15 protein-coding genes and 1 riboswitch are annotated in these 12,798 nt (G+C 70.4%); of the genes, 6 read left to right on the forward strand and 9 right to left on the reverse strand.

The annotated features are described in order from the left end of the window. Positions 1–216 precede the first annotated feature (216 nt). Entirely contained in the window at positions 217–852 is a 636-nt protein-coding gene (locus tag Aco03nite_RS43705) for a hypothetical protein (RefSeq protein WP_239145928.1), read from the reverse strand. Positions 853–992: 140 nt separating this feature from the next. Between Aco03nite_RS43705 and Aco03nite_RS43710 the strand changes: the two genes are divergently transcribed. Together Aco03nite_RS43710 and Aco03nite_RS43715 are read left to right on the forward strand one after the other, a co-directional pair. Beyond that, positions 993–2,198, forward strand: coding sequence for a cytochrome P450 (locus Aco03nite_RS43710; RefSeq protein WP_203807378.1), 1,206 nt, complete (start codon positions 993–995; stop codon positions 2,196–2,198). Beyond that, positions 2,195–2,608, forward strand: coding sequence for a VOC family protein (locus Aco03nite_RS43715; RefSeq protein WP_203807380.1), 414 nt, complete (start codon positions 2,195–2,197; stop codon positions 2,606–2,608). The genes Aco03nite_RS43710 and Aco03nite_RS43715 overlap by 4 nt, the downstream gene beginning before the upstream one ends. On the opposite strand, the gene Aco03nite_RS43720 is transcribed toward Aco03nite_RS43715, so the two are convergent. Next, a complete protein-coding gene (locus Aco03nite_RS43720) occupies positions 2,582–3,298 on the reverse strand; it encodes an AfsR/SARP family transcriptional regulator (protein WP_203807382.1) in 717 nt (238 codons plus the stop codon). The two genes, Aco03nite_RS43715 and Aco03nite_RS43720, sit on opposite strands and share 27 nt — an antisense overlap. A 248-nt stretch (positions 3,299–3,546) precedes the next feature. Between Aco03nite_RS43720 and Aco03nite_RS43725 the strand changes: the two genes are divergently transcribed. Continuing rightward, the gene (locus Aco03nite_RS43725) at positions 3,547–3,915 is read left to right on the forward strand and encodes a hypothetical protein (protein WP_203807384.1); all 369 of its coding nucleotides are present in this window, start codon (positions 3,547–3,549) and stop codon (positions 3,913–3,915) included. Between the two features lie 57 nt (positions 3,916–3,972). Here the strand turns inward: Aco03nite_RS43725 and Aco03nite_RS43730 are convergent, their stop codons facing one another. The 4 genes from Aco03nite_RS43730 to Aco03nite_RS43745 are packed head-to-tail and all read right to left on the reverse strand — an operon-like array spanning position 3,973 to position 7,365. Continuing rightward, positions 3,973–5,151: an ABC transporter permease gene (locus tag Aco03nite_RS43730; RefSeq protein ID WP_239145929.1), complete on the reverse strand. Its 1,179-nt coding sequence runs from the start codon at positions 5,149–5,151 to the stop codon at positions 3,973–3,975. Beyond that, entirely contained in the window at positions 5,148–5,807 is a 660-nt protein-coding gene (locus Aco03nite_RS43735) for an ABC transporter ATP-binding protein (RefSeq protein ID WP_203807386.1), read from the reverse strand. Before Aco03nite_RS43735 ends, Aco03nite_RS43730 begins: the two co-directional genes overlap by 4 nt. Further along, positions 5,804–6,886, reverse strand: a complete 1,083-nt coding sequence (locus tag Aco03nite_RS54415; protein WP_203807388.1) for a peptidoglycan-binding domain-containing protein — start codon at positions 6,884–6,886, stop codon at positions 5,804–5,806. The genes Aco03nite_RS43735 and Aco03nite_RS54415 overlap by 4 nt, the downstream gene beginning before the upstream one ends. Further along, the gene (locus tag Aco03nite_RS43745; protein WP_203807390.1) at positions 6,883–7,365 is read right to left on the reverse strand and encodes a hypothetical protein; all 483 of its coding nucleotides are present in this window, start codon (positions 7,363–7,365) and stop codon (positions 6,883–6,885) included. The genes Aco03nite_RS54415 and Aco03nite_RS43745 overlap by 4 nt, the downstream gene beginning before the upstream one ends. A gap of 154 nt (positions 7,366–7,519) precedes the next feature. On the opposite strand from Aco03nite_RS43745, the gene Aco03nite_RS43750 reads away from it, so the two are divergent. Further along, complete coding sequence (locus Aco03nite_RS43750) at positions 7,520–8,092, forward strand: RNA polymerase sigma factor (RefSeq protein WP_203807391.1); 573 nt, start codon at positions 7,520–7,522, stop codon at positions 8,090–8,092. Beyond that, a complete protein-coding gene (locus tag Aco03nite_RS43755; protein ID WP_203807393.1) occupies positions 8,089–9,225 on the forward strand; it encodes a hypothetical protein in 1,137 nt (378 codons plus the stop codon). Before Aco03nite_RS43750 ends, Aco03nite_RS43755 begins: the two co-directional genes overlap by 4 nt. Before the next feature lie 20 nt (positions 9,226–9,245). On the opposite strand, the gene Aco03nite_RS43760 is transcribed toward Aco03nite_RS43755, so the two are convergent. Continuing rightward, positions 9,246–10,073: a metallophosphoesterase gene (locus Aco03nite_RS43760; protein ID WP_203807395.1), complete on the reverse strand. Its 828-nt coding sequence runs from the start codon at positions 10,071–10,073 to the stop codon at positions 9,246–9,248. A gap of 27 nt (positions 10,074–10,100) precedes the next feature. After that, positions 10,101–10,177, reverse strand: a riboswitch (ZMP/ZTP riboswitch). 5 nt (positions 10,178–10,182) lie between these two features. Between Aco03nite_RS43760 and Aco03nite_RS43765 the strand changes: the two genes are divergently transcribed. Then, positions 10,183–10,701: a ribonuclease FAU-1 family protein gene (locus Aco03nite_RS43765; RefSeq protein WP_203807397.1), complete on the forward strand. Its 519-nt coding sequence runs from the start codon at positions 10,183–10,185 to the stop codon at positions 10,699–10,701. A 17-nt stretch (positions 10,702–10,718) separates the two neighbouring features. Here Aco03nite_RS43765 and Aco03nite_RS43770 read toward each other — a convergent pair whose 3' ends face one another. Both Aco03nite_RS43770 and Aco03nite_RS43775 read right to left on the reverse strand, forming a co-directional pair. After that, entirely contained in the window at positions 10,719–11,621 is a 903-nt protein-coding gene (locus Aco03nite_RS43770) for a phosphotransferase (RefSeq protein WP_239145930.1), read from the reverse strand. Continuing rightward, positions 11,614–12,774, reverse strand: coding sequence for an MFS transporter (locus Aco03nite_RS43775; RefSeq protein WP_203807410.1), 1,161 nt, complete (start codon positions 12,772–12,774; stop codon positions 11,614–11,616). The genes Aco03nite_RS43770 and Aco03nite_RS43775 overlap by 8 nt, the downstream gene beginning before the upstream one ends. Between the last annotated feature and the right edge of the window lie 24 nt (positions 12,775–12,798).

Consider the following 12,798-nt stretch of genomic DNA (forward strand, 5'->3'; position numbering starts at 1 on the left):
TCCTCATCTGCCGCAGGCAACGCGCGCTTCGTCCCGCCGCTGTCCACACCCAGCGCGCTGGCCAGCACTCGCTGTAGTCTCCCTTGATGACGTAGCGGTGCGTCCGCGGCGACGTTGGGCGGAGCCGGGAGGTCAAACGACAAGCTGAGCTGCGTCCAGGCGCCACAGCGAGGTGATCTCCCATGCGCGGGTGCAGTGGTGGGGACGACCGCCCGGTCAGCCGGCCGGCAACTCCAGAGGCGCGGTGACGGCGAAGTTCTGGTCGATCATCTGCACCAGCGCTGTCCCTCGCGGGCCGATCCCGGTCTGCTCAGCCCAGTCGGCCAGAGCGTTCAGGAAGCCGGCCAGGTCCCGCTGGACGTCGAGCAGGAGTTGCGGGAGCTCACGGCAGGGAAGGTCGACTCGCTGCCCGGCCCACCGGCCCCGCTCACGGTTCGGCCCGCCGTCCTGCCACACCCGCAGATCCGGGCCGACGACCTCGACGTGCGGGCCGGGATCATGCCCCAGCCACAGCGAATCGCCGGTGAGGACCCCGGTCCATTCCCGCCAGTCCTCCAGGCCACTGCAACAACCCGGCACGACGACCGTTCCGGTTTCCGTGTCACTCACCTGTAGACCGCCGGCGACGATGAGCGCCTCCTCGGCCAGCAGCGCGTCCAGAACCTCATCACGACCGCCTGGAGACGCGACATCGATCCGCGCGGCGAGGGCCGCCACGAACAGACCCACCTGATCGGCAGTGCACCCGGTATCGAGAACCAACCACGAGCCGGGTGCGGCAGCCGCGACCGGCCACGGCGCCGGGCCCTCATCGAACATCGGCACTTCCACCACTGCCTGCAGCTTGATCACGCGGTCATTCAATCCGGCCTTCCGGGAGATCCCAGCACAGGCCCGCACGGCGTGGGGGCGATGACGGCAGGCGGTACCACGGAAAGATCGGGCGAATTGCCCTACGTTGGGGAGGTCAGTGTTTCCACGGAAGGAAATCGATGACTGTCACCGACATCCTGTCTCCCGAGTGCCTGACCGACCCCGTGCCCGTGTGGGCCGCCCTGCGTGAGACCGAGCCACTCGCCTTCCACCAGGGGATGAACGCGTACGTGATCAGCCGTTTCGAGGACGTCCAGCGGGCTTTCAAGGATCCGGTGTTCACCAGTGACAACTACAGTTGGCAGCTGGAGCCGGTGCACGGGCGCACGATTCTGCAGATGGACGGGCGGGAGCATGCGATCCACCGGCGGCTGGTGACCCCGGCGTTCCGGGGCAGTGACCTGACCACCCGGTTCGTGCCGATGATGCGGCAGAACACCACCGAGTTGCTGGACGTGTTCCGGCACACCGGCGAGGTGGATCTGGTGGACCAGTTCACCACCCGCTATCCGATCAACGTGATCGTGGACATGCTGGGCCTGCCGAAGAGCGACCACGACCTGTTCCACCGCTGGTACACCTCGATCGTCGCGTTCCTGGCCAACCTGTCCCAGGATCCGGAGATCATCGAGCGGGGAATGCGGACCCGGGTGGAGATGGAGGAATATCTGCTGCCCCGGATCCACGAGCGCCGCATCGATCCCCGCGACGATCTGATGTCGACATTGTGTACCGCCGAGATCGACGGCGCGCAGATGTCCGAGAACGAGATCAAGGCATTCGTGAGTCTGCTTCTGGTGGCGGGCGGCGAGACCACCGACAAGGCGATCGCCAATCTGATGGTCAATCTGATTCAGAACCCCGATCAAATGGCTCTGGTACGCCGGGACAGGTCCCTGATCGCCCCGGCGCTCGCCGAGACGTTGCGCCATTCCCCGCCCGTACAGATGATCATGCGGCAGCCCGCTGAGGACGTGGAACTGTCCGGTGGCACGGTGCCGGCCGGCGCCACCGTGGTCTGCCTGATCGCCGCCGCCAACCGCGATCCGCGGCATTACTCCGACCCGGACCGTTTCGACCTGACCCGCGACGATCTGGACTTCGGCAAGGCGTATACGGCAGCCGCCAATCACACCGGGTTCGCCCTGGGCCGGCATTTCTGTGTCGGGGCGATGCTGGCCCGTACCGAGGTGGAGATCGTGATGAATGCCCTGCTGGACGCGATGGAGGACATCGAGTTCGCCGAGCCGGTGCAGTCGAGCGGTCTGTTCACCCGGGCCCCGGCGTCACTGCGCCTGAGGTTCCGGCCCACCATGGTGTCATGACCTCCTACATCTCTCACACCACCGTGGACTGTGCCGACGCGTTCACCCTGTCGCGCTGGTGGCAGGGCGTCCTGGACTGGGCCGAGGACCCGGACGACCCGAACGAGCCCGGCCACGAGGAGTGCCTGATCAGCTCCCGGGACGGCCGGCACAAGGTGCTGTTCATCGAGGTGCCCGACGTCAAGCAGGGCAAGAACCGGATCCACTTCGACCTGCGCCCGGCCGAGGGCACCCGCGACGAGGAGCTGGCCCGGCTGCTGGCCCTGGGCGCCACCGAGGTCGGCGACCTGCGTAAACCGGACGGCGGCGGCTGGGTGATCCTGGCCGACCCGGAGGGCAACGAGTTCTGCATCCTGCGCAGCGAAGAAGAGCAGGCCGCGTGGTCACCTGTCGCCGCGCAGGATGCGTAACTCCAGCGACCGTAACCGCGGGCCCGGTTCGATGCCGAGTTCGTCGACGATCCGCTGACGGCCCTCGCGATAGACCGCGAGGGCCTCGGCGGGCCGCCCGTCGTGGTAGAGCGCCAGCATCAGGCCGTGCCGCAGGCCTTCGTGCAGCGGGTTGGCGGTGACGGCCGGGCGCAGGTTGTGGGTGAGTTCCACGAAGTCGCCGCCGGAGCGTTCGACCAGCCCGAGGCGGACGTGCACGTGCTGCTCCAGGGCGGACAGCCGGCGTTCCTGCAGCTGGTCGGCGAGGCGCTCGAAGTAGACGCCGGGCACGCCGCTGAGCGGCCGGCCGGTCCACTGGCGCAGCGCCTCGCACAGCACCTGATCCGCGGCGCCCAGATCACCGTCGCGGATCAGGTGCCCGGCCCGGATCACGGCGTGTTCGAAACGGATCAGGTCGACACATTCGGCCGGCAGGTCGAGCACATATCCGGCCGGGTGGGTGTCGATCGGTATCGCGGAGATCTGCTGGCGCAGCCGGGACACGTAGACCTGGATCTGATTGCGCGCGCCGGCGCTCGGCGCGTGGTCCCAGAGCGCGTCGATGATCTCCGGCAGCGCCACCGGCACGCCGGGGCTGAGGGCGAGCAGGGCCAGCAGGGCGCGCTGTTTCGGCTGGCCGGGGTGGACGACCCGGCCGTCGATGCGGAGCATGAATGGCCCGAGAATCTTCAACTCGATGCATAATCTGGTCACGTGATTCATCCCCCGATGTCATGGCAGACCAGTGCACATGCATCATGGCAGTCGGGTGAGATCATTTTTACCCTTTTTTAACAATGATTTATGTCAATACCTGACAGATCTTCCCGAAGCCTGTTCAGCGCCTGTTCAGTGCATCTTCAGCGCCCCGGCACAGCATTTCGGCATCCGCAGGATCCGAATCTGCACGAGGGGGACTCATGCAAACACGACGCGTTTTCGCGTTCCTGGGCGCAGCCGGAATGATCACCGGCGGCCTGGTCGCGGCAACCGCCGCCCCGGCGCTGGCCAGCTGCAGCCACGCACACTCCGACAAGGACAGCACCGTCGGCTACATCACCGGAACCGACGCCGGCGTGCGCCCCGGCCCGCACTACATCAGCCCCAACGCCTGTACGCCGGTCTACTACGCGCTGCGCGGATACGCCGCCGAGTACCAGTGCTACACCACCGGCGACACCTACCAGGGCTGGTCGACCTGGACCTGGGCCTACGTGCCCGCGCTCGGCCGCTCCGGCTGGATCAACGACTACCTGCTGTCCGGCAACGGCAGCAACTACGCCTGCTGATCCCACCCCGCACCGATGACGGCGGCACACCCTCGGGCGTGCCGCCGTCCCGCGTCGTCACGGACTGGCCAGCGCCTCGGTCGGCGCCAGCCTGGCGGCCCGCAACGCCGGATACAGCCCGGCCACCGTCCCGATCACCGCCGTGGCCAGCACCCCACCACCGATCGCCCACCCCGGAACCACCGCCGGCCAGTCCCGCAGTGCCGCGTACCCACCGGTGGCCAGCACCCCCAGCAACGTGCCGGACACCCCGCCCAGCACCGCCAGCAGCAGCGACTCCATCAGGAACTGCGACCGGATGTGCCCCCGGGTGGCACCCAGCGCCCGCCGCAACCCGATCTCGGAACGCCGCTCCAGCACCGAGATCACCATCGTGTTCGCCACCCCGATCCCCCCGACCAGCAGCGCCACCGCCCCGAGACCGATCAACTGCGCGCCGAGGGTCTCACCGGTGGCCCGCTGAGCGGCCAGCGCATCCGACGGACGCGACACCGTCACCTCGTACGGCGCAGCGGGGTTGGCGGTCCGGGGGAGGACCGACCGCACCGCCGCCACCCGCGTCTCCACCGACCGGGTGTAGATCCTGGTCGGATGCCCGTCGAAAGCCAGAAACGTCTCGGCGGCCGGCCAGCCGACCAGCACCGCACTGTCCAGCTCGGCCGCCAACGGCACCGCCTCCAGGACCCCGACCACACTGAACCACATCCCGTGCAGCCACACCCGCGGACCGGCCACCCGAACCCCGAGCCGGTCGGCCGCCGTACTGCCCAGCACCACCGCCGGCATCCCGGCCGTCGCCTCGGTGAACCACGAACCCCGCACCACCCGGGCACCGACGATGCCCAACAGATCCGGCTGCGCGGCCAGCACCTCGATGCTGCCGGTCTGCCCGGTCGGGATGAACTCGTTGCGATACACCGCCGCGGCCACCGTCCCGGTCGCCGACGCCCCCGTCACCGGCCCGATCCGGCGCACCATCGCCACCGACTCGGCAGGCAACGGCGCCGGCGCCCCGGTGATCGTCTTCCCCGGCGTCACGGTCAGCAGATTGGTGCCCATCGCCCGCAACGCCCGATCCACCTCGGCCCGCCCGGACGCCGCGATACCCACCACGGCCAGCATCGCGGCGATCCCGATCGCGATGCCCAGCACCGACAACACCACCCGCAGAGGATGCGCCCGCAACCCGGCCCCACCGACCCGCACCACGTCCGCGGCCCGCAACCGGCTCCTCACACGACCACCCGGCCGTCACTCATCCGGATCTGCCGCTGCGCCGACGCCGCCACCCCCAGATCATGGGTGATCACCACCACCGTCGTGCCCGCCTCGTGCAACCCGCCCAGAATGCCCAGCACCGCCGCCCCGGACGCCGAATCCAGGTTCCCGGTCGGCTCGTCGGCCAGCAGGATCGCCGGATCACCGACCACCGCCCGGGCCACCGCCACCCGCTGGCGCTCCCCACCGGACAACTGATGCGGACGGTGCCCGGCCCGCCCGGCCAGCCCCACCCGCTCCAGCGCCGCCTCGGCCCGGCGACGCCGCTCCCGCCGCGACGTCCCGGTGTACAGCAGCCCATCGGCCACGTTGTCCACCGCCGGCACCCCCGCGGCCAGGTGAAACTGCTGAAAGACGAAGCCGATGCGGTACGCCCGCAGAGCAGCCAGCGCCGCGTCCCGCAACCGCGACACGTCCTTGCCGTCCACCAGCACCCGCCCCGCCGACGCCCGATCCAGAGTGCCGATCAGCTGCAGCATCGTCGACTTCCCGGACCCGGACGGGCCGATCACCGCCACCAGCTCCCCGTACTCCACACTCACGTCCACCTCCCGCACGGCGGTCACCCCACCCGGGTACGTCTTGGACACCCGCTCCAACCGGACGGCGCTCACTGCGGAATCACCACCGGCAGCCCCTCGGCCAGGCCCGCACCGGTGACCTCGGCCCGGCCCCCCGCGACCAGCCCCACCTCCACCGCCAGGGTCCGGGCACCACCCGCACCGGCCGGCTGCACCCCGTAACCACCCTCGGCCAGCGCCAGCAACGCGGCCACCGGCACGGTCAGCACGTCCTTACGCTCCCGCACGACATAGCGCACCTGCACCGGCGCCGAGTCGAACGCCTCGAGTTTCTCCTGGTCCTTGATCCGCAGCAGAACCGGAACGGTCGCCTCGGCCCCCGCCCCCGGCTGCGCCGCCGCACCGTCGGCGGGCACCGTCACGTCGCCGCCCACCGACGACACCGTGGCCGCCACGTCACCACCGTCCGGCAGCTCCACGGTCACCTTCGCCCCGCGTACCGCCCAGGCCCGGTCCGCGGCCTCGGCCGCCGCCGTCACCACCTTCGTCACACCCGTGCAGGACAGCAGATCACCGGCTGCCGTCCCACCGATCCGGGCCGTCCCCCCGGCGACCCGCAGCGCACCCGGCGCGTAGATCACCGCCGTCGTCTCCACCGCGCCGGTCTCCGCCAGCCCCAGATCCTTCTGCCACCGCTTCACCGCCGCGACGGTCAGGTCGGTGAACTCCTCGTCCACGGTGAAGCCGCGATAACCCAGCCCGTACAGGTTCTCCTCGAACTGCCGTACGTCCGCGCCCTTGAGATCCTTGACCAGGCGCCGGTACATCGGCAGCGGCCCGTACATCAGCAGCACCGGCTTCTCGTCGGCCCGCAGCACCGCCTCGCCGCGCCGCACCACGTCACCGGTCCCCGGCAGCCACGTCAGCACCCCGGTGGTGACACTCGCGACCGGCGACGCCGCGCCGAACCCCAGCTGAGCCGACACACTCGCCTCCTCGACCAGGGTCTCGCGTTGCACCGGCGTGCTGCCGAACGGATCCGGCGACGCCACGACCGCCGCCGGGCGCCCGCTGCCGCCGAACCCCACGTGGGTGACCACCGCGGTCGCCGCGACCACACCGAGCCCGGCGAGGGTCCACAGCGTCCGGGTGATCCATCGCCGCCCGCTCACCCTTGGTGCGGCGCGTTCGGGTCGATGCCCAGGATCGCGCCGCAGGTCCTGGTGGCGCGTTCGGCGGCGGCCGCGTCCTTGGGGGCGCTGGCGAAGCCGTTCGGTCCGGGATCCGCGAAATCGGGCACGCCGTTGGACCGCATGCACTGGGCGAATTCCCGCATCCTGGTGAGCTGCTCCTCGCTGATCACGGGCGCACCGCCGGAACCGGCCGGGAGCAGGCTCTTGCACTCGGCCATTGCGTCCGGGAAGTCCGGGTCGGTCTTGTCGCCCGGTTTCATCTGCCACGCCTGACCGGGCTTGGCATCGTCCACCTGCACCCCGGCGTCGCGCATGCAGGTGACGAAGGCCTTGGCATCGCCGGTGGCGGCCGCGGACGTGCCGGTGACCGGCGGCCCGGACCGGGCGGTGGCGATCTCCGGGCCGGTGTCGGCGGCGTTCGCACAGCCGGCGAGCAGCAGCGAACCCAACGAGATCAACACTAGTCGATATCCAAACGCGACTGACATCCCGCGTACCTCCGTGGTGGGGTGGGTTTTCGCCGGGTCTTTGCACCAGGCCCCGAACGCGTCACAGGTGACGCCGGGCAGTTGCTTGTGACGCCGGGCGGGAGTCGCGCAAAGGGAGGGTGTGATGCCGGAGGATCTCGAGGCGGTCGACGACCGGTGGCTGGTGAAACGTCTCGGGCACGACCCGGCGGCGATCGAGGAGTTCTATCGCCGCCACGTCCGCGCCCTGACCCGCCACCTGACCCGGTCGACGGGCAACCCGCACGACGCCGACGACCTGGTGGCGGCCACCTTCATCGCCGCCATCGAATCCGCCGGCCGCTACGACCCGGCCGCCGGCCCACCCCGGGCCTGGCTGTTCGGCATCGCCCGCAACCTGATCGCCATGCGATGGCGCGGGGCGGCAGCCGAGGGCCGGGCCCTGCACCGGCTCGCCGGGGCCCGTCCACCCGCCGTCGACGAATTCGACCGCGCCGACGCCCGCCTGGACGCCGGCGACCTGGCCGGACCGGCCCTGGCCGCGTTGCCCGGCCTGCCACCGGCCGAACGGGAACTCATCGAGCTGATGGTGAACCGCGACCTCACCGTCACCGAGGCCGCCGGCGAACTGGGCATCCGCTCGGGCACCGCCCGGATGCGCCTCAAACGGGTACGCGACCGCCTCTTCGCCGCGATGACAAGGGACCGAACGAGATGACCTCCTACCGGGACGACGACTACGCCCACGACCTCACCGCCCACGAACGCGAAACCCTCAACACCCTGGTCAAACACATCCAGACCCCATTGCCGGTACGCGGCCGCCCTCTCGCCCCCGAAACCGGCCCACCGGAGGCCACGTCCACTGCGCGGCGTCGCCCCCTCGGGCCCGAGACCGGCCCACCGGAAGTCACGTCCACTGCGCGGCGTCGCCCCCTCGGGCCCGAGACCGAGCCGCCGGACGGCACGTCCACGGTGCGGCGCCGACGACTGGTTCCGGTGGCCGCCGCCGCGGCGGTGCTGGTCGGCCTGTCGGGTCTGTTCGTCCTCCGGCCGGAACCGTCGCCCCCGCCCGTCACCGCCCCCACCAGCACACCCGCGCCGGCCGAGGTGCTCGATTCCCTCGCCACCGCCGCCGGCCGGCAGACCACCGCCACCGGTGGCTACCTGCACCGCGACGACACCGTCCTGGTCGTCACCGGCATCCCGGCGAACTGCGTGATCACCGCTGTGTCGGTGCGGACCTGGACCCCGGCCGGTTCACCCGCGGCCCCGGTCACCGGCCACCTGACCGTCGCCCTGGCGAAACCACCCGCAGCCACGGCGGCCGAGGCAGGCTGCGGTCCCGGAGCAGAGATCACCGCCGCCCGCACCCTGTTCGACGGCGAGACCACCGACGCCGCCGCCCGCTGGGCCCAGCTACCGCTCCCCGCCGGCCTGCCCTACCCTGGCCCGCGAACGGTCAGCACCACCTTCAACCTCGGCGGCCGCATCCCCGCCACCGAGAAGAAACTGACCTTGGCGATCGGCAAACTGTGTGTCAACGCGGCCACCACCGACTGCTCAGCCCTGCGCTGGACCGCGCTGACCGGCATCCTCACCAGCCCCGAATCCACCCCGCCCGAACGGGCCCTGGCACTGCGCCTAGCCGCCACGATCCCCGGCACCACCGTGCTCCCGCACCACAGCGGGGTGACCCTGCGCGTGCCCCACGAATCGGGAACCGCCGACCTGACCTTCGACCCGTCCACCGGCGACCTGCTGCAAACGACGACCCGAACCACCGACGGCACCCGGTCCGACACCACCCTCCACGGCACCCACACCCGGACGGCCACCACCCGCCCCTGACCTCCCGTGGCAGCCTCAGGTCAGTCGCCGGTCGGGAAGCTGCTCACCTCGACCTCGGCGATCAGGGTTCCCGCCAGCGGATCACGGGCGTGCAGGGTGTGGAAGACCGGGGAGTACGGGCCGCCGAGGTCGATGACGGCCGCGCCCGGGCCCTGAACGAAACGGACCAAGTGGTCCGCGGCGGTCAGGTCGATCCGGGACACCACGCCGGGGCCGACCCACACCGGCACACCCCGCAGGAAGCCGGACAACTGCAGGTGGAAATGGCCGGTGACAACCGCCTGCACGTCGGTGCCGGCGATGACGTCCCCGAGCGCCGCCGCGTTACGCAGGTTGATCGTGCCGAGGTGAACCGGCGCGGCCGGGGCGATCGGCGGGTGGTGCAACACGACCACCGTGCCGGCCGGGGCGGGAGTGGCCAACTCCGAACCGAGCCACTCCAGCTGGTCGTCGCTGACATGGCCGTGGATCCGGCCGGGCACCAGGCTGTCCAGCGTGACGATCCGCAGCCCGCCGACCTCGCTGACGGCGGAGCAGTCCGGCCCCGTACGGACATCCTTGTTGAAGTGCCCGCTGCCGAAGACCTCCCGGAACGCCTCCCGGGAATCGTGATTGCCGGTGCAGTAGAAATGCGGGATCCCACGCTCCCGGGCGAACGTGCCGACCTTCTCCAGCAGGATCGCGCAGCCCTCGGCGGAACCGTCGTCGGCGAGATCCCCGGACACGATCACCGCGTCGAATCCCGCCTGATCAGCCACGTCGAGAAGAACACGGTCGACGGCCGCCGCGGCATCAACCTGCGGATGCCGCAAATGCGTGTCGGACAGGTGCAGAAGTCGATGAACCACGATCACACTCTCCTCATCGTGCTCGATGAGGAGCACCCAGGCGGTCGATGCTCCGGCTGCACTCCCCGGTGGTCAGCCCACCCGCGCCAGTCGTGTACAGAAACACGCTATGACTCCCGAACCGGGCCCGCAACCCGTATCCGTCACCGTCGTCCGGGACGGCGCCGTCCGCGCGCCCGGATATCGCGACGGGAAGGCGATCGTCTATGACTGGGCCTTTCCGTGGAACGGCGTGATCCTGCAACAACGCAGTTTTGTCCTGCTCGACACCGGATTCCAGATCAACCAGGCGGTGACCTTTCCGGAACAGCAGCGGGGCTGGTGGTACTGCGATCTCGTCCGGGTCACCGACGAGGGCGACGTGGTGCACGTCGACGACCACTGGATCGACGTGATCGTCGGCCCGCCGGACCATCCGTACCGTGTTCTCGACCTGGACGAATACGCCGACGCGATCGCCGAGGGCGCCATCGACACCGCGACCGGGATCGACGGTCTGCGCCGCACCCAGCACTTCCTCGACCAGCACCTGAACCGCCGCCACGACACCCGCCGGGACATCTGGCCGGACTTCCCGCCGCGGGCGATCACCAACCTCGCCCAGCTGCCGCCCGCGACGTTCCCCTGAGCCGGGCCGCGGCCCGTTCACCTGAGCCGCGCCGCCAGCCACCGCAGCGTGTGCGTGCCCTGCTCCTGCTGCATCTGCCGGAGCCGGGGGAGGCCAGACAGGTGCCACTCGCGCCAGGCGCGGCCGGCCAGCCCGGCCAGGGCCACGTTCACCGCGTCGGCGGGCGCATCCGACCAGCAGGAACTCCGCAGCACCCGCTCGGGGTCGTGACCGCACGCGGCCAGGTCGGGCGCCAGCCGCACCAGGTCCAGCCAGCCCGGCGCCGTCCACAGATGTGTCCAGTCCACGATCCGCAGTGATCCATCGGGTTCCCGTATGACGTTGTCGCGCCGCAGGTCACCGTGGTGCAGAGCGGTTCCGGGCGCAAGGGCGTCGATCCATCTGCTTTCCAGATCAGCCAGCAGTTCGAGCGGCAGATCCACCGGCAGCGTCAGTCCGCGGAGATGATCCACGGCGATGCCGCCGGTCCGCCCGGCCAGCGCCTGCCAGGTGCCGAGCAAAGGCAGGAAGCTTTGCGTGTACGGGGTGACACCGGGCACCCGGCACGGCGCCGCCCGATCCCGCAGCCGAGCCACGGCCCGCAGGACGTGGGGCAGGTCAGCGGCCTCCCACCGGGTCACCGTCTCGCCCTCGACCACCTCGTATGCTGCCATCCGCCACGAACCGAGCACGGCGGAACCGACCAGCCGCGGGGCCAGCGCACCGGCCGCCGGAGCCAGGACCACACCCGCCTGCACCGCCTCGCCGAGACCCTCACCGACCGGTCCCGCCTTGACGAACAGCGTGTCGTTCACGACCGAGGCGATCGCCGGAGTGAAACCGGCGTCGGCCGGCCGCTCGCTGACGATCGGCCCACCCAGCAGATCCGCCACCGCGGCCCGCACGTCAACGGGCGCATCGGCAAGCCGGGGCCTATCCATCGGCTTCACGCCCTTCACGCCCTTCACTGACTTCACTGACTTCATGGGTTTCACGGGTTTCACGGGCCGAGCCCACCGCGAACGCGACCCCACCCACCCCGGCCACCGCCCCGCACAACAGCAGGGTCGCCCGGTAGCCGAGGTGTTCGACAGCCGCCCCGGCCAGAATCCCCGAGATCAACAGGCCGGTGGTCGAAGCATTGGAGAACAACGTGGTCGCCCGCCCGGTAGCCGGTGCGAGCCGTTCCTGGAAATAGCGGATTCCCGCCGTCCCGACGATCGCGATCCCGGCGGCCCGCAAAAATTGCCCGAGCACCAGCATCAGCATGCCGGGGGAGACCACGGTCAATGCGAAATAGCCGGCGAACGACCCGAACCCGCCGAGGATCACCGCCCGCTGACTCCACCGCACCGGCACCGCGGCCAGAGCCAGGGTCGCCACCACCTCGACGGCGGCACACACGCTGGACAGCACCCCGATCGCCGAAGCCGGTTGGTGCAACTCCCGGGTGACGAACAGCGGCAGGGCCAGCCCACCGGCGAACATCGCGGTGAAGAACAGCATCACCCCGACGGTGACCAGGACCGGCGTGTCACCCTTCGTCGACCCGGCCGCCTCGACCGGCCCGGGCCGCGGCACCGCCAGCACCACCAGCGCGGTGGCGAAGAACGCCCCGGCGGCCGCCCACATCAGCCATGACCAGCCACCCCGGGACAACACCAGCGCCCCGAGCAGCGGACCACCGGCCCAGGCCAGCGACCACGCCGACCGCAGCACCGGTGTAGCCCGAGGCCCGGCGACACCGGCACCCAGGGCGAACATCTGCGGGTACGCCGCACCCAGCGCCCCGAGAACCGTCGCGGCCATCAGCAGCAGCACGACGAAACTCGACACCTGGGGCAGCAGCAGATACCCCGCCGACCCCAGGACCAGCACGACAACCACGTAGAGCCGGGCCGGTCTCCGATCGAACGAGCGCCCCAGCCACCAGCTGATCGTGATCCCGCCGAGCGCATACACCGACGACCACACCCCGAGCTGCAGCGGCGTCAATCCGACCGCGTCAGCACCGAACAGAATGATGTACGACCCCACCATCGCATCGGCGACACCGAGCAACAGCACGGCGGCGAACAGGGTGACGGTGGGCACCGCAAAGTCGTACCAGAAATTATC

The sequence above is a fragment of the Actinoplanes couchii genome (genome assembly GCF_016862075.1).
In the GTDB taxonomy this organism is placed as follows: domain Bacteria; phylum Actinomycetota; class Actinomycetes; order Mycobacteriales; family Micromonosporaceae; genus Actinoplanes; species Actinoplanes couchii.

Bases quoted from the DNA above. Each gene is read 5' to 3' on its own strand.
- Aco03nite_RS43725 (WP_203807384.1), top strand. From the start codon at position 3,547: ATGCAAACACGACGCGTTTTCGCGTTCCTGGGCGCAGCCGGAATGATC.
- Aco03nite_RS43755 (WP_203807393.1), top strand. From the start codon at position 8,089: ATGACCTCCTACCGGGACGACGACTACGCCCACGACCTCACCGCCCAC.
- Aco03nite_RS43710 (WP_203807378.1), top strand. From the start codon at position 993: ATGACTGTCACCGACATCCTGTCTCCCGAGTGCCTGACCGACCCCGTG.
- Aco03nite_RS43715 (WP_203807380.1), top strand. From the start codon at position 2,195: ATGACCTCCTACATCTCTCACACCACCGTGGACTGTGCCGACGCGTTC.
- Aco03nite_RS43750 (WP_203807391.1), top strand. From the start codon at position 7,520: ATGCCGGAGGATCTCGAGGCGGTCGACGACCGGTGGCTGGTGAAACGT.
- Aco03nite_RS43720 (WP_203807382.1), bottom strand. From the start codon at position 3,298: ATGCTCCGCATCGACGGCCGGGTCGTCCACCCCGGCCAGCCGAAACAG.
- Aco03nite_RS43770 (WP_239145930.1), bottom strand. From the start codon at position 11,621: ATGGATAGGCCCCGGCTTGCCGATGCGCCCGTTGACGTGCGGGCCGCG.
- Aco03nite_RS43765 (WP_203807397.1), top strand. From the start codon at position 10,183: ATGACTCCCGAACCGGGCCCGCAACCCGTATCCGTCACCGTCGTCCGG.